6 protein-coding genes and 3 pseudogenes are annotated in these 19935 nt (G+C 66.6%); 2 read left to right on the top strand and 7 right to left on the bottom strand.

The features are described from left to right. Positions 1-23: 23 nt before the first annotated feature. The 4 genes and pseudogenes from ACWD3O_RS30890 to ACWD3O_RS30875 all read right to left on the bottom strand — a co-directional run bounded on the left by ACWD3O_RS30890 (position 24) and on the right by ACWD3O_RS30875 (position 13086). Positions 24-781, bottom strand: a pseudogene (locus ACWD3O_RS30890) (transposase family protein). A gap of 355 nt (positions 782-1136) precedes the next feature. Beyond that, positions 1137-1395 (bottom strand): annotated as a pseudogene (locus ACWD3O_RS30885) (IS3-like element IS987 family transposase); the annotation flags it as partial. Positions 1396-1558: 163 nt separating this feature from the next. Further along, a complete protein-coding gene (locus tag ACWD3O_RS30880; protein ID WP_451418170.1) occupies positions 1559-2287 on the bottom strand; it encodes a hypothetical protein in 729 nt (242 codons plus the stop codon). A 236-nt stretch (positions 2288-2523) separates the two neighbouring features. Beyond that, positions 2524-13086 carry a LamG-like jellyroll fold domain-containing protein gene (locus ACWD3O_RS30875; RefSeq protein WP_451418169.1) on the bottom strand — a complete coding sequence of 3521 codons (10563 nt, stop codon included), beginning with the start codon at positions 13084-13086 and terminating at the stop codon, positions 2524-2526. A 110-nt stretch (positions 13087-13196) separates the two neighbouring features. On the opposite strand from ACWD3O_RS30875, the pseudogene ACWD3O_RS30870 reads away from it, so the two are divergent. Beyond that, positions 13197-14033, top strand: a pseudogene (locus ACWD3O_RS30870) (IS5 family transposase). Here the strand turns inward: ACWD3O_RS30870 and ACWD3O_RS30865 are convergent. Both ACWD3O_RS30865 and ACWD3O_RS30860 read right to left on the bottom strand, forming a co-directional pair. Continuing rightward, on the bottom strand, positions 14012-14596 hold the full coding sequence (locus tag ACWD3O_RS30865) for a hypothetical protein (RefSeq protein WP_451418168.1): 585 nt from the start codon (positions 14594-14596) through the stop codon (positions 14012-14014). The pseudogene ACWD3O_RS30870 and the gene ACWD3O_RS30865 overlap by 22 nt on opposite strands. 607 nt (positions 14597-15203) lie before the next feature. Further along, positions 15204-16046: an alpha/beta fold hydrolase gene (locus ACWD3O_RS30860; protein WP_451418167.1), complete on the bottom strand. Its 843-nt coding sequence runs from the start codon at positions 16044-16046 to the stop codon at positions 15204-15206. A gap of 532 nt (positions 16047-16578) precedes the next feature. Between ACWD3O_RS30860 and ACWD3O_RS30855 the strand changes: the two genes are divergently transcribed. Next, positions 16579-17778 (top strand): IS701 family transposase, encoded by a 1200-nt coding sequence (locus ACWD3O_RS30855; protein WP_451418166.1) that lies wholly within the window; start codon positions 16579-16581, stop codon positions 17776-17778. Here the strand turns inward: ACWD3O_RS30855 and ACWD3O_RS30850 are convergent. Next, positions 17718-19751: a helix-turn-helix domain-containing protein gene (locus tag ACWD3O_RS30850; RefSeq protein WP_451411841.1), complete on the bottom strand. Its 2034-nt coding sequence runs from the start codon at positions 19749-19751 to the stop codon at positions 17718-17720. The genes ACWD3O_RS30855 and ACWD3O_RS30850 overlap by 61 nt on opposite strands. Positions 19752-19935 lie beyond the last annotated feature (184 nt).

Here is a 19935-nt window from a genome sequence, read left to right as displayed (position 1 = left end):
CTTAAGCCCTTCACTGAGCGTATTTAGCGTTGCCTCTCGAGGCTGAGGACCGCTTTGGCGATGCCCGTCATGCGGTTCGGGCTGCAGCTGCTTCGGCGAAAGATCCGCCAGGACTTCAGTCGGGCGACGCCTCGTTCGACGGGAGCGGGGGCGTGGGCGAGTGCGCGGTTCAGCGTCCGTTCGGCTGGCGTGAGTTCTCCGTTGGGCGGGCGGCGGATTGCGGTCGTGACACAGGAGCCGGCGCCGATGCAGGCGCGGTCAGCGACAATCGGGACGCCCTGGCGTTCGCAGATCCGGATGATCCGATGGGTGCGGGCGGCGGTCAGGTCGTGGGCTCAGCCCGGCAGGGCCGGTGAGATCCAGAGCAGCCGGCCTTCGGGGTCGGTGACGACCTGCACGTTCACACCGTGGCGTCGGTGCTTGTGCGAGTAGTCGGTGCGTCCGTCGCCCAGGCGGTCGCACTCGCTGAGGGTGCCGTCCAGGAGCACGTAGTACGCAGTCCGGGTCCTGCTCGCGCAGGGTCTTGAGCAGGCCCGGCGCTCGGTCCGCGAGGAGTCGCACGACCGCGGTCGTGTAGGCGTGGGCCGTGCCCACGGATATGCCGAACCCGGGCGGCGATCTGGGCGAGGGTGTCGTGCTTGCGCAGGTAGGCGAGAGCGACGAGGGCCCGCTGATGTGGGTGGAGCTTGCAGCGGCGGTCACCCTCACGGGTGACGATGAGCATCGTGCCCCACGCGACCAGCGCATGAGACAGGTCGAGTGCGGCAGGATAGGGAACCAACAGCGCTCCCGGACCGGCAGATTGCGACTTCGAACACCTCACCCAACGGCGCAGGAGCCCTGTCCGTTGCGGGCACCGATGCCATCACCCGATCGGTGACCACGCTGAGAATGCTCACTGATAGCCGCGGCAAGCATTGTCATGGACAGGGTCGAGGACGCCGTCGACAAGAAGGCTGACGAGACCGTGCACGTACTGGAGAAGCACGGCGCCGACATAGATGCCGCCACCAGGCGGTGCTTTGCCAGACCGATCCGTTGTCTTCATGAAGGTATCCGCGACCGAGCCGGGAACCCGGCCGGGCCTACCCCGAACACCTGCCGGCGCTCGTCGATGAACGCTACGAGCGCTTCGACGGCCGATCGAGCTCGGCCGCGAAAAAAGTCGAGGCCGCCTTGAGGATTTTGTTGGCCCTCCGCAGCTCGGCGTTATCGGCCTTCAGACGCTGATCTCGGCTGCTTCATCCGATGTCACTCCGGGGCACTGGCCGGCGTTCACCTGGGCCTTGCGGATCCAGATCCGCACCGTCTCGGCGGCACCGATACCAGCTTCGCAGCGACCGCCTTCATTGCAGACCACTCCGTCGGGCAGTTGGGGCGGACCTCCGCAACCATGCGCACCGCACGCTCACGAAGCTCGGCAGGGCCAGGGGAATGATAGGGAACTTGATTATCTCTCAGGTTATCGAGCCTCCAGCAGACCCGGATCGATTTACTCTCAACCGGCTGGCCGGGGCCACGGCAGAGCTCCCGGCCAGCCCGTCAGCTCCACGCTGGGTCAGTCGCAATCGGACATGAATCGACCCTCGAGGTGATCAGGGCTAAGGAAGACGAAGCCGCTGCCATAACCGAAATTGATGGAAAACGGGTCACCCGGGCACTCGCCCCGGTCCGTGAACTGGCAGAGGAACTGCCAGCAACCGTCATCAAGGCCTCGAACCCAACAGTTGGGCAACACTGGTGCGCCACCCAAAAAGTCACCCGGTCCTCGCCCGGACGGCGGGTCCATTTCCGGGCCCTCACCACGCATGTACATCGACCACGCCGCGTGAACGTCCGCCTCCGCGTCCGATTCCGGTGACACTGGAGTCAGGTCGACAAGCCACTCGACAGGAATCGTCTCCCCGCTTTCGCCCCTGCGCCACAATGAGGGACCTTGAGTGTCCGGCGGCCCGATCACCGCGAAGGAGGGAACCCTCCCACCAGGCTGGACGAGCACGACTGCATCCCCGCTGTTTGCTTCAAAACCGCCCTCCTCCGCATCCAGGAACAGATACGCGAGCCGCACTTCTTCCCCCGGCACCCGGAACTGAGCCACGAACGTCAGCGGCTCTCCTGTCCGCGGCTCCACCGGCCACGCCGGCTCCTCCAGCCACACTGGCTGCCCGCCGAACTTGGTCACCGGTTGCGCCACCGGCCCCTCGGGCTCCCGGAAGATCATCTCCAGTCGCGGCAAAAAAGCAGCATCGTAAGGGCCGACAGCTTGCCCCGTAGGTCGCAACATCATGGCATGACCGTACAACACGGTGCCGATATGTCATCGGCGAGTGGCACCGTAGAGACGGACCATATCTCGCCTCCCAGCTGCCGGGACTGCAGGGGTTGCACCTGCCGCTCACCCGCATCGGTTACAGGCTCTTCGGCCGTTTCGCCGCCCGAGTATCGGTTGCACAGAGCACCCATCTAGAACGTGTGTGACCTCGCTGAATCGAATCCCCAATCCACATACACCGGAACCTCGCATCATCCGAAGCGGATGATGCTACAGAGTCCATACTCGCCACGCGAAACTGAGCCTGTAACTTTCTCTGTCGCGTACGTGCTCGGGTCTTTGTGCACACCTGCATAATAGAACCCAGTGGGCTTGTATCCGACTACGTATTTCTGAGAATACGAGCCGACCAGGGAATTAACGCGCCCGTCCTGCTGATGCCAGCAATACGGCGACCATTTTCCAGACCATGTAGTGTCAGGTAGGTGACCAGCCACCTTGCCCGACCCCGCATAGGTGAATTGAGTATTTCGCACCTCTCGCATATGCTGTTCCTTATAGCGCTCCGCAACAAACCCCAAGGTTATTCCAGCAGAGCCGCTCTGCTGTTTCCCCATGGACTGACTTTTAGGTCCGGTAGAAACCCTTCCCGTCGGGGAAAGATAATGCTGGCTGGCATTTAGCGCTGCTATGTGATCCTTTAGCTCTTCAATCTGATCGCTCGTAGCTCCCACAGGAGCGCGAAAACATACAATCCCTTCCGTTCCTCGCTCCTCGTTCGATTGGTTCAGATGCGCCGTGCAATCAGCCTCGTCCTCATTCTCATCCGTGTCCGGGTCACGTCGCTGCTTCACCTTGGTAGTGGCCGTTGCCACGGATACCTGGTATTGGGCAACCGTGAGCCGCGCAGGGCTGACCTTAACGGCCCCATTGAGAGACGCCTGCTGGATTCGTGCGACGTCCACACGCGGCTTAGGCGCCGGCCTTGTCGGGGCAGGTCTGGGATTCGAACCACTGTTGGGGTTCTGAGGAGGCTTGGGCGTGGTCGTCCGAGTGGTTCCGCCCTGGTTCGGTGCGTGCTTGCCGGAAGACCCCCGGGACTGGGAGTTCCCGCCCCTGTACGAGTTGCCCAGGCGGCCAGTTCCGCCGTTGTACGCAGACCTGGTGGTAGGTCTTGTTACCCGAGAGTCCAGCCTGTGCAGATCCCGCTGGACTCGCCCGCCCTGCGAGTTGCCGGTCGCTCGTTTGACCTGAATGGCCCTCTCCTTGCTCGGCGCGGGTCGAGTAGACGAGTTGCCCCGGCTCTTGCTCGAGCTCCGAGACGACAGGGATGAAGAGCACAGGCAGGGACGACCGCCGCCGAGATGCATCGACTTGTGGCCGCTCGGGTCAATCCCGCCGAGTGGATCCCCCATTGCGTATGAATAGCGGTTGGCCTGTGCGGAGGGGGTGGCGGCAAGTTGCCAGGTGTCGCGTGAGGCGAAGGCCCCCGTGTCCGGCTGGTACCAGCGGGCGGCCATATTGACGTCGCCGGTTTCGGGGTCGGTCCAGCCGGACTGGTAGCCCACGGCGGGAGTGGTGCCGCTGGTGGCGGATTCCTCGCCGAACGGGGAGTAAGCGGTGGAGCTCTTGACAACAGTGCCATCGGCTGAGAGGCCGGCGACCAGGTCGGTGTGCCTGTCGAGGAGGCTCCATTGCATGTCATCGCCGATGGCGGTGGAAAGCAGGGTGCCGTCAGGCAGGCGGGCATAGCTGCTGGTGCCGTCGTGCAGGAGATTGTTGGAGCCTCCGTCGTACGCGAAGGAGGTTTCGTTGTGGGTGGCGACCCGGTCGAGAGAGTCGTAAGTATAGGCAGAGTCGCCGTCGGTGATTTTGCGTTCGAAGGCGTCAAAATACAGCTTGCGAAGGTCTGTGCCGTGGCTGACGGTGGCGAGGGTGCCTCGCGGGCTGTACGTGTAGCTGTTGGCGCCGTCGGTGAGAAGGCGGTTCCGTGCGTCGTAGGTGGCGGTTGCGTCGCCTGCCGTGGTGCGGTTGCCGGCGTCGTCCCACTCGTAGGCGGTGGTGCTCGTGCCTTCGGTCCAGGAGGTCATGCGGTCCGCATGGTCGTAGGCGTAGGTGTTGATGCCGGCGCCTATGGTGCCGGTGGTCTCCTTGCGTGTGAGGTTGTCCTCGAGGTCGTAGTCATAGGTGACGGAGGTGAGGGTGCCGCTTCCGTCCGGCTTGGTGATCATGTCGGTCGTGAGGCGGCCGAGGCTGTCGTAGTCGTAGCTGCGGCGCATGGAGACCGTTTCGGTCCCGGGGGTGACGTACTGCTCGAGGCGGGGGCGGCCGGCCGCGTCGAAGTCATACCAGATGCTGGTGCCGGTCATCTGGTTCCACAGGCTGTCGAGTCGGCCTGCGGCGTCGTAGGCGTACTCGGTCGTGTTGTGGTCGTCGATACGCGAGGTCATCCGGCCGTCGGCATCGTAGGTGTAGCGGGTGTTGCCACCCGGGCCGGCGGTGGTCAGGAGCAGTCCGCGGTCGTTGTACGTGTACGTGTTGGGGTTCAGGCCGTCGCCGCCGGCGGAGGTGAGGCGGCCTGCGAGGTCGTAGGAGAGGGTGCGGTCGGTGGTGGCCGCCTCGGCTCCGGTTCCGGTTTCCTGAATCAGACGGCCAAGGCCGTCGTAGGTGCTCTGCCGCTTCACTCCACCGGGCAGGAGTTGGAGAACGGGCTGGGCTGCTACGTCGTAAACGGTGGTCCAGGTACGGTCCGCCCGGTCCGGGTGTTGTGCGGTGGAGGGTTCGATGGTGGATTCCGGCAGGCCCAGGGAGTTGAAGGTGTAGACAGTTGAGTTGCCGCGGCCGTCCGTCATCCTGGTCAGGTTGCCTGCGGCGTCGTAACCGAAGGTGCTCGTGATGGACTTGGTGGCGTTCACCGGTTCGACCTGCCGGATCATCCGGCCCATGGCGTTGTAGGCGAATGTCGTACGTGCACCGGTCTCCGGGGAGATGGACGCGGTCCGGTTGCCCTCAACGTCAAACTCGTCCTGGACGGTACGCAGCGCGGTGGTGCTGTTGCCGTAGTCGATCGTCTCGGTGACGTTGCCCAGGGCGTCGTAGACGTTGACGGTCTTGCGGCCGGTGGCGTCGACCGTTTCGGTCTGGCGTCCAAGGCGGTCGAAGCCCATACGGACAGTGCCTGCCGCGTCGGTGACCTCGCGGATCTCACCCGCCGCGTTGTAGACAGCGGTTGTGGTGACACCGCTCGGCGTGCTCGACGAGGTCTGGTTGCTTGCGTCGTCCCATCGGTAGCGCGAGGTGAGGTTCTGCAGTGTCGGGAAGCGCTCGACGGTGGTGGCGGTCAGCTGGCGTCCGAGCTCGTCGTAGGTCGCTTCGCTGCGTGCTCCGGTCGGGTCGGTGACCGAGAGCTGGAGCCCGGTCGGGGTCCAGGTGTACCGGGTGACTCCGCCGGCCGACTCAGGCAGGTCCGGGTCGGCGAGTCCCGGCAGCTGGGTGCTGAACGCGGCGGCCGCCTGGGCTGCGTCGGCCACCGGGTCGGTGCGCGTGACGAGGTTCCCGAGCTGGTCGTAGCCGTATCGAATGATGCGCCCGAGGGGGTCGGTGACCGTCTGAGGACGGTCGAGGGAGTCGTAGTCGGTCCGGACGACGGGTGTGAGAGCAGTGCCGTTCGGCGGAGTGTACGGAGGCAGGGTTACGGCCACGGTGTTGCCGACGCGGTCGAATTGGGCGCGGGTGACCTGCCCGCGTGCGTCCTTCTCCTCGGTGGGCTCGCCGAAGGTGTTGTAGCCGATGAGGGTCGTGGGCCGGACGGTACGGGGTTCTTCCCCGTTCTCCTCCGCCGATAGGGGTGGGAGCTTCTCTTCGACCAGTCGTCCGAGAGCGTCGTAGCGGTAGGAGGTGGTGTGGGCTGCCGGGTCCGCGCCAGTGGTGTTGCCTCGGGGGCTTGTCTGGCTGCGAAGCAGACCACGGTCGTCGTATGCGTAGGTGGTGATGTGCGTGGTGGTGCCGTCAGTGACTTCTTCCTCGACGGGGTTGCCGGCGGGGTCGTAGTCGTAGTTGGTGGTGAGGTTCTTGTCCTGGGATATGGCGGCCGTGTGGGTCTTGATGCGGCCGTCGCGGTCGTAGGTGAAGGATTCGCCGCGGTTGAGGCCGTCCGGGTCAAGGATGCTGTGTGTGGTCCGTCCGAGGGCGTTCACCGTGTACGTCTCGACGGTTCGGCCGCCGCCGGTGGTCTGACGGATCAGGTTGCCCGCAGCGTCGTACCGGTTCTCCTCGAGCACGATGTCACGGCGGCTGCCGTCCTGCTGCGTTACCTGGAGCGCGGTCGTGGCGGCGGGGAGGCCGTCGTCGAAGTAGGTGAAGTTGGTGGTCGCGCCCATGGAGTCCGTGGTGGAGGCGAGCCGGCCGGCCGGGTCGTAGGCGTGCGATTCGAGGACAAGGTCCTGGACCTCACCGGAGGGGTGTCCGGTCCAGTGCTTGAGGATCGTTTCGGCGTGCTGTCCTCGGGGCGTGTACTGGTGCTCGAAGCGGTTGCCGGCGGGGTCCGTCATCGTGGTGACTCGGCCGAGTCTGTCGTGGGCCATGACGGTAGTGCGGGACTCGGCGTCGGTGATCGTGTCGTTGAGGCCGAACTGGTCGTAGTGGTAGGTCGTGGTGCGCTTGGGGTCTGTGCCGGTCGTGTCCTCGGTTGCTTCGGTCAGCAGGTTGCCGTCTTCGTCGTAGGTTCGGGTGATTGCGGCTGTGTGGATGACATTGGTGATCTCGTTTCTGACCCCGGTGCCGGTCTCGGACACCACGCGGGAGGCGGAGTCGTAGGCGTAGATCGTGGTCACGTCTTCCGATGTGCTGTCGGAGCGCTCCGTCTCGGTGAGCACGCGCCCCAGCCCGTCGTAGGTGTAACGGGTGGTCATGCCAGACGGCGCGGTGGACTCGGCAAGGTCCCCGTTGACGTGGTACCGGTAGGTGGTCACCGAGCCTTCGGGGCTGGTGACCGTGGCGACGAGGCCGGCCGGCACTGTGCCGCCACCGACTGCGGCCTCGGTGCCGGTGGTGTACGCCGTCTTCGTGGTGCTTCCGTCGGCTGCGATCGTGTCCTGCAGCAGTCCGCGGCTGTTGTAGGTGTACTGCGTGAGGTACCGGGAGTCGCTCCTGTCGCTGGAGCGCTGGTCTCGGTAGGTCAGCGGCTTGTCGTTGCGCGGGTCGAGCGGATCGTCGGCGTTCAGGTAGTACGTCGAGAAGCTGGTCCAGCAGGAGTCGGCGTCCCGGCAGGTCGTGGTCGACACCGCGTTTCCCCGGGCATCATGCCCTGTCACCGTGGTGTGGCCATTGGGGTCGGTGGCCGTGTGGAGGTTGCCGTTGATGTCGTATGCGTACGTCGTCGTGGCGCCGACCTCGTCGGTGACAGCGGTGGGGCGCTGGCCGTGAAGGACGTCGTAGTGACGGGTCGTGGTGTACCCGAGCGCGTCAGTGACCTTATAGGTGGAGGTGAGACCGGAGCTGGCGCTCTCCGCGTGGGCACGGTAGTGAGCAGCGACAGCGTCCGCATCGAGGGCGTTGCGGTAGACCGCCACCTCGTCGATGTCGCCGGTGAAGTAGTAGGTGTTGGCGGTGGTGCCCTCGCCGAGCCAGCCGGAGGTGCCCCAGCCTCCGCCCACGTACGTGTAGGGACGAGACTGCTCACCGATGCCGCCATCCAGGGTGCCGACCTTGACGCCGTCGAGGTAGAGCGACTGGGTGTCGCCCGCGCCGGAGAGCACCGCATGGTGCCAGACGTTGTCGTTGACAACGGCTGCGGAACGTATGGGCGTGGCGCTGCTGATGCCGTCGAGAAGGAATTGACCAGCGAGCTTGCCGTCTTTGTCGATGTTCAGCGCGGCACGCCAGGTGGTCGGCTTCTCGCCTACGGGTGTGTTCTGGAAGGCGAAAAGTACCTGGTTCTTGGAGGTTGTGCGGAACCACATTTCGATCGACAGGTGGGTGGTTCCGGCGAGTGCCGTGGAGGGAAGTCTGAGGACTCCGCCGTTGGACAGGCTGACCGCCCTGTTCTCACCGGTGCCGAAGATTCCTGCGGCGCCGAGGGCGGACTTGCCTCCGCTGTCCGGTGTGAAGGTGGCGGCCTTGTCCGTGTCCCCTGTCACACTCCGCAGGGTCGTGCCTTCGCTCTCCCCCAGTCGCCAGTAGCCGGTCGGGGCGTCGGAGACGGCAACCCCTCGGTACTGGTCTGCACTGCCGGCGGTGAGCACGCGGCGGGCCTGCATCCTCAGGGCAGGTGTGTCCGTGGTGGCGTTGGCCTTGTACGACCAGGTTGTGCCGGACTTGACGAAGTTCACCAGTGGCTTGTCGTAGAAGGCCACCTCGTCGATTTCACCGGTGAAGTTGCGGTACCCGCCTGCGACACCGTCCCATCCGCTGGAGGCGTAGCCGGCACCGATGTACACGTAGGGGTGGCGGACGTTTTCGACGCCGGTGGCTGCGGAGCCCTGGTGCACACCGTCGACGAAAAGGGCCTGGGCACCTTCGTTGCCGGTCAGCATGACGTGGTGCCAGGAGCCGTCGGTAACGGCCGCCTTGGAGAGGATTGATGTGGCGCTGCTGGTGAGTTTGCCGCGGAGTTTTCCGTCGGCGTCGATCAGGAGGACTGGTCGCCAGCCGGTCGGCGTCTCTCCGAGTTCGGCGTTCTGATGGGTGACCAGTACTCCGGGCGAGCGTGTTTTGAACCAGAGTTCAACTGTTGACGCGGTGCCGGTGCCCATGGCCTCGGTGGGAACTTCGACGGCGCTGTCGCCGTCGAAGTGGACCGCTGTGTCATCCCCGTCGGCGAAGGCGCCAGGATGGCCGAGACTGACGCCGCCCTGGTAGGTGCCGTTCACGTCTTCACCGATGGGACTTGCGGCGACCGCACCGCTGCGTTCGTCAAGCCTCCAGTACCCCGTGGGCCGTGAGGCCTGGATCGTCTGCGCGTAGGAGCTCGAGGCGTTGGAGTAGCTGGGTGCTGAGATCTTGGACGTACCGCCGTTATTGTCCGTGTACTCGGTGACGCGGCCGTCCACCGGGTCGTAGGACACGGTGGAGTGCGTGCGACCGGAAGGAAGGATGACCTTGTTGACACGCCCGGTGACCGCACGGGCCGCGTAGTGGTCGGCGATCGTCGCGGCGTCCAAGGAATGCCCGTACATGGCGACGTCGTCGATCTGACCAGTGAAGCGATATTCGCCGCTGGGGAGGCCCAGCCAGCTCGTATTGGCATGGCCGGCGCCGAGATAGGCGAAGTCCCGCGACTGATCGGAGACCGGACCACTGATTGACCCGACCTTCGCACCGTCCAGGTACAACGTCTGCCCTGAGGCGTGGGCGGTCAGGACGACGTGATGCCAGGTGTTGTCGGTGACGGCTTGGGGAGAGGTGATGGGTCCGGTCGCGCCGACCTCGCCGACCCGCCGGAACTCGCCGCGCAGCTTCCCATTCACATCGATGTTGAGGACGGGGCGATACGAAGTGGGCGCACCGCCCACTTCCTCGTTCTGGAACCCGACGAGGACGCCACTGGGCGTGCTCGTCTTGAACCAGAGCTCGACGGTCGGGAAGGCGGCACCTCTGAGGGTCGCGGAAGGGAGTTCCACGGCCGACTGTGTGCCGTCAAAGCTGGCGGCCGAGTCGGTGGTGCCCGCCAAAGCCCCGTCCACTCCGAGGTGGACGTCCCGGTAGACGCCGCTGTTCAGCCCCTCCACGGACGGGGCCTCGCTGGTCGCTTCCGACCCCTCGTTCTCCCCGAGGCGCCAATAGAAGCTCGGTGCCGCATCAAGGACGTTACTGCGGTACACCGAGCCGTTCTCGTAGGAGTAGCTGGTGCACCGTGTGGTGCTGTCCGGCGGGCACACCGTCTTGAGGCGATTGCCTTCGTAGGTGTAGGCCCAGGTCGGTCCGGGCTTCGTGGAGCTGATCGGGCTGGTGGTGACGGAGGTGATGTGTCCGTCGGTCCATCCGAAGGTGAGGGAGCGTCCGGAAAGCGTGTCCGTGACCTTCTTTAGGTCTCCCCCGTCGGCACTGGTTCGGGTGATCTCCTGAGTGCGGCCGGCGCTGTCCGTGACGCGAGCGAGATCTCCGCCGGCGAGGAAGGTGTAGGTGGTCCCCTCAGACGTGCGGAGTACCCATCCGGTGGTCTGGCCCGTGGGTCGCTGGAGATCCAGCCCGCTGGCGGGTGGAGCTGCGTATTCGCCGTCCGGGTTCACGCCGAACCGCAGCTGGGAACCGTCGGTCATCGTCACGAGGACGGTCTTCGTTGTGGGCTCGTCACGGACCGCCATGTCCCATGGCGTCGACCAACCGGTACCGAACGCGCCGTCCACGCGAGGATCGAGAGAGTTGTAGGTGCGGTCTACTGCCAGCCGCGGGCCGACGGTGGACACAGACGCGTCCGTTGCCGCGGTGACGTAGTTGCCGGCACGGACACCGACCTCGGTGGAACCGCCAGCGCCACCGAGGTGACTGGTCACAGCAGGTTGGGGCACCTGCGTGGTGAAGAAGGCCGGTCCTGGACGCGTCGAGGTCGCGGCCCCGTCGTAGGCGTAGGCGTACCAGGCATACGTCTTGCCCCAGGAAAGCCACCCGGTAGGGACTGCCCATGCTTGGTCGTCCCCACGTGGGCTGGTTCTGCAGTTCTTCCGCGCGTCGGCGCCCTCGACTTCGCAGACATCGAACGAGTACTGCAGGGAAGCCTTCGGGTAGCGGTCGGCGTCCGAGGCTGCCGCCCAGAGGGTCGGGGTGAGCGAATCGACAGTGACACCGCTCGCGGGCTTCTCGGCAGTCAGCTGGGGCGGGATGTTGACAGCGGAGATCTTGACAGCCGGCCCGGGGACTCCTGCCGTGGTGAACCGGCTGACGCCGTATTCGGTCATCGTCCACTGGAGGGTGTAGTCCGCCAGAGGAAGAGGAGCAATCTTGGCGTCCAGGGTCACCGACTCGCCAGGCGAGATCGCCTCGGGCATCTCGGTGTACGCGATCTTGGAACTGTCGGTGATCTCCTTGCCCGATGCGTCGAACAGGTTGTACCGCAGCTTGTAGGCCCCGCCCTGAGGCCACGTCTCCTGGCCTTGGTTGGTGACGGTGACTTTCTGCACTCCCTGAGTGGTAGCGGTCACCGGAGCAACGAGGTCGCCGAGCTTGTATGTGGCCCCGTACTTGGTCCAGGTCACATCCAGACTGGGCTTGCCGTTCGGGTAGTCGTCGGACCCGAACTGCTTCCATCCCTTGGAGTCGGTCGTCGACGCCTTCACGGCAAGCCCGTAGTTCTTCTTACGACCGTGGGTCCAGTCGTCGACCAGCTTCCGGCCGGCGGACCCCAGCTTGATCGACTCCCATGCCGGTCCGCACGTCCAGCTCGTGGCCCCATCCGGCCGCCATCCATGAGCGAAGCTCTTCGAGGCGAGCGAAGACCCAGTGGCAGGCCCCGGGTACTTCGACGTCGTCGACTCGGACCAGCTCGACGTAATCGGGTGCACGGTGACCGGCCGGGCCGTGCAGGAAGAAGACCACGTGTTGTAGAGAGCAAGACGGGCATCGACGACCCAGGCGTTCTTCAGGTTGTCTTCAAGCCCAGTGAAGCGCATGAAGGCCGCTGCCTTGTGACCACCACCGTCATAGGTGCCGACCTTCAGAACGGTGTCCGACGCGAAGTTCTGGTTGTACGGATACTGGACGTAGGTACCCGATGTGGCATCGATCGACTTGACCGAGGGGTCAACCCTGACGGGGAAGACCCGGTCGGACGAGCTCAGCCACTCCCTGTCGAGAGAGACGACTAGAACTTGGCGGCCGTCCTTCTGCTCAATCTCGTAGGTGACGCCTGTCGATATCTCGCCCTCGTTGGCATTCTCCGCATGGTTGGAGTCCTGCATCCACCCTGCGGGCATCCACGCCCGGACTTGGCCGTCGGTGTCCTCAAAGACAACGACGCCATGTTCGTCGACGCGTGCCGTCAGGCCCTTGAGGTTTAGGGGGTACCGCCACTCAGTGGGCGCGTTCGCCTCGTGCAGAACGATGGTCTCCTTCACCGAGCTGCTGCCCGCCACGAACTCCAGGTCAGCGTCGCCGATGACGCCGCGATAGGTCACCACGCTGCCAGCAACCTCACCGACGGAAGGCCCGGCGTTCTCCACCCCGTAGGCAATCGACAAGCCGTCGCCAAGGGTCATCCGCACGATCGACTCAGCGTCTGCAGTGGTGGCGAACTCGATGGGAGAGGCAGTCTCTTTGGTCTCCCACCCCTCTCCCACTGCGCTCATGGTCTGCAGACCAGAAGCCTCTTGAGGAACCAGAGTGGTGTCGATTCTGCGCCAGTTACCCTTCGTGTCTCGGTAATTGACCGGCTCAGTGAAGAAGCGAGTCGTGAACGTACCGTCGGCATTCAAGTAGGTGCTGGACCTCTTCGACCTTTCACCAGGTACCTCCTTGCTCCGCTTCTCATCGAAGCCGGCAGGTGCAGTTGCCCCCGGGACATCCGCCTTCTTCAACGGGCCGGGACCCGGAAGATCCGGTGAGACGTCCAGCTTCACCCGCCCGGCATCACCCGCAGCCGGCACCTGCCCCTTGCCTGAGAGCGCACTTGCACGTCCCCCTCCGGCCGCAGCACTGGTGGCAGCCCCGGAGACGAGATGCCGAAGCCCGTCGGCCTCACCCCAGCGCTGCTCCGGGGCGGCAGCGAATCGCAAGGACTCCGCGCCCGCGGGCAGTTCGGCGCCCCCCAGCACAGCCATGACAGAAGCAAGCAGAACAACCAGCGAGCGACCCGGACGCACGTGAAACTCCCACTTCAGCAACAGTGGGAAGATTTGTAAGGAACAAGTAAGAAGGTGCACAAGAGTTGACGAAGATCGTGTGAATATGATCACTCGCAGCTGGCTCAGTAGGCTGCCGCCGTGGCGGGGTTATCGAGCGGCTGGTGCCGGATGAGCTGTGGGAGCTGTTCCAGCGATTCGTGCCTGATGCACCGTCCCGACGGCAGGGTGGCGGCGGGCGTCGCCATGGCGACCGTGAGGTTCTGACCGCGATCGTGTTCGTTGTGTCCTCGGGCTGCACGCGGCAGCAGTTGCCGGCGGCCTCTTTCGGCCCATCTGGCGCGACGACCCACCGCCGGTGCACCGAATGGGCCAAGGCCCGGGTGTGGGCCAAGCTCCACCGCCTGGTCCTCGATGAGCTCGGTGCCTGCGGCGACCTGGACTGGTCGCGGTGCGCGATCGACTCGGTGAACATGCGGGCCCTGCAAAGGGGGACTTGACAGATCCGAATCTTGTCGACCGAGGCCAGTGCGGCTCGAAGATCCATGTGATCACCGAGCGGACCGGTCTGCCCGTCTCCGTCGGCATCTCAGGCGCCAGCGTCTACGACAGCCAGGCGCTGGTCCCGCTCGTGAAAGGCGTACCTCCCATCCGGTCCCGCCGCGGGCCCCGTCGGCGCAAGCCCGGCACGCTCCACGCCGACAAGGGCTACGACTACCGCCACTTGCGGAACTGGCTGGCACAGCGAGGCATCCGGCACCGCGTAGCCGGCAAGGGCGTCGAAACCTCACAGCGACTCGGCCGAGACCGCTGGACGATCGAACGGACCATGGCCTGGCTTGCCGGCTGCCGCCGACTCCACCGCCGCTACGAACGCAGGGCCGAGCACTTCCCTCGCCCTCACCAGCCTCGCCTGCACCCTCATGTGCTTCCGCAGACTCAAGTCTGGGAGAGGCCGCTCGAGCGCTCAGGTATTGGCAGCTCCGTAGTGGAGGACGCCATCTAGGGGCAGCAAGTATCCAACGCCCCGCTCCTGCGGCATGTGCCCTGCCAACGCTCCAGCGTCCGCGCATCCGGAGACCTCAAACCCGACAACCCCCAGGCTGAAGGCGGCTCTGGTGAACGTCTCCCTGGCGATGGCAGCCAGCCAGTCGTCCATCACGTCGGATCTGAAGAATGGCCGGCCATCCCAGTAGGCAATGCCGGCATTGCCCAGGGCGCCCACCGGAATGTAGAAGTCCAGCCAGTCACTGCTGTCATCGCCGCCACGGATGGCCACACAGCCACACACGGCCAGCTGATTCGTCGGCAGACGGGCCTGACCAAAAAGGTGGCCGTACTCGGTCAGAGAACTGACTCCGCACGGCACCGGGTCCTGCTCCTCAGGCTCGAGGTCGTTTCGCCCGAAGCACCCCTGGATGCCTGCCGCAGCCCACATGGCAGTCAGTACATCCTGCAAGCGTGCATCATCGGTGGCCCCGACCTCGATCGCCAGCTCATAGAAGCCGTCGGACCAGTTGGTCGGATTCCGGAAGGCAGCAGGAGACGTCATGAAGCGATCATGCGTCCACGCCCAGTCCAGAGCCACCGAATTCGGACTGCGCCCAACCAAATAAGACGACCTTTTAGGTCAGTCGAATGACTGGTCTCTTCTGCGACATGTGACCAGCGCCCCTTCGGTACCTGCACCGTCCGTCGGACGGACGCGGCATCCTGGGCGGACCTCAGCCACCACGAACGTGGCGTCCTGATGACCATTTGCGACGACTCTCGACGACTCCCCCAACAGCGGCCCACTTCGAGAAAGATTCCGCGCCCACTCCGGAGCCCTCAACGTCTCAGGCAGTACGCCTGGCCGTCGGCCCGCGCCATTGCAGATGCACTGCATCAAATCGAGTCGGCCCCGTCCTGAGCACCTCAGGGTGATCGCAACGGGCGCCTTCATGCCGGCACGCCAAGCAGGCGCGTCCAGGACCCCGTCTCGGCCGAGGCTGCACCAAGATCCGGACCATTCCCGGACCAGCGAGCAATCACTTGGTCTCCTACTCCGCCAAGGAGGTCGGGCTCTTCTGAGAGTCTCGCGAAAAGGGTGCCTGACCTGCGGGAAATGCAGGTCGGGCACCCTTCCGTCCACGACCTGGAACAGCGGAGCGCCCTTGTCAGGACCTCCGAGCGTGGTTCTGGAGGAAGACGATGAGAGCGGCTGTGAGCTCGGCGGGCGCGTCCTCCTGGACGAGATGGCCCGAACCGGCGATCGGTTCAAGTCGCGCGCCCGGAATGCGGGCTGCGAGCTCCCGTCCTTTCGCCGCAGGGATCCAGGTGTCGTCCTGGCCCCAGCACACCAGTGTGGGGATGCCGATCTCACCGTACCGGTCCTGCACCTCGTCGGTGTGGAGCTGGTCGGCCTGGGCGATCTGCCGGTAGAAGGCCGCCTGGCCGGGCTTGCCGAGCCAGGGCTGGACGAGCCGGTCGAGGACTGCCGGGTGCAGGCCGGGGCTGCTGGCCGACGCCACGTACTCGCGCACCAAAGCGTGGTGCAGCGCAGGCGGCAGCTGCTCGAAGACCTCGGAGTGCTCACCGACCAGCCGGAAGAACGGCGACCCCCACGGCGCCAGCGCGACGGGGTCGACCAGAGCGAGCGCGCGATAGCGGGCGCCGTGCAGCAGATGCGCCCGCAAGGAGACGGCCCCACCGAAATCGTGGGCGACCACCAGAGGCTCCTCCAGGCCCCAATGCGCCAAGAGCTCGGTGAAGACCCGGCCCTGGGCAGCCAGGGAGACATCCTGTCCGACGGACATCTCCGATGCCCCGTAACCGGGCATGTCCCACACGAACACCTGGTGACCGCGCGCGAGTGAGCGGGCGACGGCACGCCAGACGTACGAGGAGAAGGGTGTTCCGTGCAGTAGCACGACCGGATCCTGGCCAGGTTGTCCGAGGCTGCCCCAGCGGACGTCGCCCGACGTGCTGCGGAAAGTCTCGGCCAGCTGCCATTCGCTCACGGGTGCTGTTCCTCTCGGCTGTGCTAGCGGTCAAGCGGTGCTCGGGCCGGGCGTGGTCGGACAGCGTGGGCACGGGCGGCAGCGCCGCGCCCGGACGGTGAACTCACCTTGTGCCTGGTCACTCGGCGGATGCTAGCGGTCTGCCGCCCCGTCGGACGCTCTTCTCGCCGCGTGTCAACGGCCATGGAGATGCCCAGGTAGGTGGCCGTGGAGCCTCGGCGAAGCGGTGCGGGTCGCCGGAGGTGGGGTGGCCGTGTGTCGACGGGAGCCTCGGGTCGCAGTGGCGGAAGTCGGTGCCGGTGCCGCGGCCGGGGTCGGTGTCGACGCCCAGGGCGGCGAGTCGGGCATGGTGACGCGAGCACCACCCCCAGCCCGCGGAGTCCTCTCCCGATGGGGGCGTCAGGGGAAGTGATGGTGACCTCGTCACCATCCGCGTCCGGTGCGGTGTCTCCGTCGCACATCGCCTGAAGCGGCGGCAGCCCCGAATGTGGTGTCAGTGCGTTGAACTCCCCGTGCACCAGGAGGCGCCCCCATGGCCCGCAGCAGCACAGCCCTTCACGAGCCGGTCCCCGCGTCGGGGCCTCCGGCCGGCCGCCGTCCCCTGGCTCCCGTCCGCCGCCTCGCCGGTCACGGCACCGATCGCGTCACCGACCTCTGCACCGCCCTCTTCGCCGGATTCCGCGGCTACGACCAGCGGATCAGGGCGCGGCAGTACATGGACGGGCTGCTGACCGCCGAGGGGCGCAAGTCGATCGCCAACATCGCCACTTCGGTCGGCACGCCCGGTGACGAACAACGGCTGCACCACTTCGTGAACAGTGCGCGCTGGTCCGTCGGCCCGGTGCGCAGGGCGCTCACGGCGTTCCTCGACGGGACTTCCCCGAGCGCCGCCTGGGTGGCGCTGCCGGTGTCGATCCCCAAGACCGGCAGCCGCACCGTGGGCGTGGCCCCGCACTACTCCGCGGAGGACGGGCACCGGGTCGTCGGGCAGCGAGCCTATGGCATGTGGTACGCGTCCGAGCACCTGGTCGCCCCGGTCAGCTGGCGGCTGGCCCTGCCGGGTGACAGCGGCCGCGCCCCGTCCACGACCCGGGAGTGCGTGGCCGGCCTGCTCGACGACGTACGGACCTGGCAGGGCGGTTCCAGCCTGTGCGTGACGGACGTACGGGGCGACGGCGAGCAGGAGGACGTCGCCCGGCTGCTGTGCGGAGCGTCCCCCGTCGCCGTACGCGTCAGTGGTCATACCCTGCTCGCCGTGGACGAGCGGCAGCCGGGGGGCCGGAAGGAGCGTCTCGTGCCCGTGCGTGACGCGCTCGGCGCGGCCCGCCGGACACGACACATGGACGGTGTGCCGTACGCCGGGCACGGCGGGCTCCCGCCCGTGACGGCGACGGCGCACGTACGGCTGCCTGGAGCGTACGGCGCCGCCGCCGGGGGCTCCCCCGGGAGGGTGACGCTGTTCGGCATGTGGCGGGGCACGCGACGCGTCCCGGACGAATGGTGGCTCACCAACGCCCGGGACGCGTCGCCGGCCGCCCTCCTGCGTGCGTCCCGGCTGATGCGCGAGGTCGGTGCGGGCTGGCGGGACCGGGGCAGGAACGTGGGGCTTCGGGACTTCGAGGGGCGCTCGCTCCAGGGCTGGCACCGACACGTCACGCTGGCGTCCTGCGCCTATGCAGTGGCCGAACTCGCATCGTCCGAGGCGCCGGGTAACGCGTCGCGGGCCGCGTGAACGGTCTCCGGGACATTGGCCGCCCGCGCTGCGAGTCCGGCGGGCGCGTCCCGTGACGGCGGGTCCCTTCTCCGCAGGACGTCGCTCGTGCGGTGGAGCCTGAGGGCCAACTGGACCTCCAAGGCCCGCTCCGGTGCGAGCCAGTTCTCGCCGAGCAGTTCCGTGACCCGCTCCAGCCGGCGGGAGACGGTGTTGGGGTGGACGTGGAGTACCTCGGCGGCGCGGCGCGGACTGCCGCCCGCGGCGAAGTACGCGTCCAGGGTTTTGGTGAGTTCGGTCGACCGCTGGTCGTCGTAGTCGAGCACCAGGCCGATGGTGGTGTGGACGAAGCTCGCGGCGTCGTGGTTGTCGGAGAGGAGCACGCCGAGGAAGCCCAGGTCCTCGGTGGCGGCGTGGGTGCCGACGCTGTCGAGCGAGACCAGCGCGTCCAGGCAGCGCAGCGCCTCCTGGTGGGTCTGCTGGATCAGGTCGGGGCTGGAGACGGGGCCCGCCGCCCCCACCGTGACAGGGTGGTCGAGCAGGGGGCCGAGTTCGGCGGAGACGGCGGCGGCCGCCGCGCTGGAGTCGGTGCCGGGCAGCAGCAGGGCGATGCAGCCGTTCTGGATGCTGCGTAAGCCGTCCATCCGCCGTGCGTACGCCGCGGCCCAGCCGGCCGCCCGGCCCTGGGCGCCGCCCTCCACCTGCACCACCACGACCACGTGCGGCCGTTCGAGGTCGATGCGCAGCCGGTGCGCCCGCTCGACGAATTGCTGGGTGAACCGGTGCGGTGCGACCAGCAGATCCTCGAACAGTTCGTCCCGGAAGGGGCTCGCCGCGGCGGCCTCCCCCCGCTGCATCTGGAGGAGCACCGCGACCGACTGGGCCGCCAGCCGCAGGGCGGTCTTCTCCGTTTCCCGCAGGGGCTCCCCCGGGTGGATGAGGAGGACGGCGAGGCTCTCGTCACCCGCGACGACGGGCACGGCCCAGGCGCCCGTGGAGAGGGCTGCCGGTGTGCGCCGTGCGAAGGCGGTACGGGTCGCCTCCCCCATCTCCTGCTCCACGGCCGAGGGCACGGTGCCGCTCGCCGCCAGCGGCCGGTGCGCCATGTCCCAGACGGACGCTGCGCCGCCGAAGACCCGGGCGACGTCGTCGACGAGGGCGCCGAGGCTGCCTCCGCCGAGCGCTCGGTCCACCAGCGCGGCGTGCTGCTCCGCCCGGCTCCGCAGTTCGCGCAGTTCGGCGGCGATGCGGCAGGTGTCGGACTGGAGGTGGAGTACCTCGTCGTGACTGCGCTCCAGGGTGCGTGTCTTCTCGATGGCGACCGCGGCCATGTCTCCGAGTGAACTCATCAGGGAGACCTCGCCGACCGTGAAGTGCCGGACGTTGCGGTCCGCCGCGTACAGCACGCCGAAGGCGTCGTCGCCGAACCTCAACGGAGCCGCGATGATGGCCTTCAGCCCCTCGGCGCGGACCACCTCGTCCAGGACCTCGGAGTGCCGCATCCGTCTGTCGGCGAGGTAGTCGGCGCTCCACATCGGCACGGCCTGCTGAATGGCCTCTTCGCCCAGGCCCGCGGTGTGCGGGACGCGGTAGCCCACGGTCAGTGCGGACGCGTGGCCATCGGCGGTGCGGACGAAGCTGTCGCCCGCGTCGGGGTCGCGGAAGGTGATGTACGACATGTCCAGGCCGAGCAGCGTCCGGGTGCGACGGGTGATCGTCGACAGCAGGGAGTCCAGGTCGTAGGGAAGGGTGAGGTCGCGCGCGGTGTCCACGAGCCCGGACAGCTCGGTCTCACGCTGCTGGCGGCGCGAGAACAGGGCGTGGATGCCGGCAGCCATGCGGCCCGCACGCTCCAGGTGTTCCGCCTCCGTGCCCGGGAGCGTGGCGCGAGCGTGTCGGAGCCGCTCCTCGATCTCGGTCAACGGCGCTTCCGCGGCGAGCAGTTCCAGAACGCCGAGGATCTCACTTATGCCGGAATGCTCACTTGATTCCATCTATGTGGCTACCTCGTCAGGAAGTGCGCAACTGCCGTTCACGCACGTCGGCATCAGCCCTCAGCTTCAGCCCCTGCCCCGACCGGCACGGATATCCCCCACTGTGGCGAGCGTCACATGTCATGGGTGGTGTTCCCGCCACCATCGGCAGGGCCCGGCATGTCACTGGGTCACCTTCCCGGCA

Source organism: Streptomyces sp. NPDC002640, assembly GCF_053592575.1.
The sequence above is the reverse complement of the archived record's forward strand: the minus strand, read 5'-3'. Positions and strand labels throughout refer to the sequence as shown.

Excerpts from the sequence above, each read along its gene's own strand:
- ACWD3O_RS30880 (WP_451418170.1), bottom strand. The coding sequence starts at position 2,287 with ATGATGTTGCGACCTACGGGGCAAGCTGTCGGCCCTTACGATGCTGCT.
- ACWD3O_RS30865 (WP_451418168.1), bottom strand. The coding sequence starts at position 14,596 with ATGACGTCTCCTGCTGCCTTCCGGAATCCGACCAACTGGTCCGACGGC.
- ACWD3O_RS30855 (WP_451418166.1), top strand. The coding sequence starts at position 16,579 with ATGGCCCGCAGCAGCACAGCCCTTCACGAGCCGGTCCCCGCGTCGGGG.
- ACWD3O_RS30850 (WP_451411841.1), bottom strand. The coding sequence starts at position 19,751 with ATGGAATCAAGTGAGCATTCCGGCATAAGTGAGATCCTCGGCGTTCTG.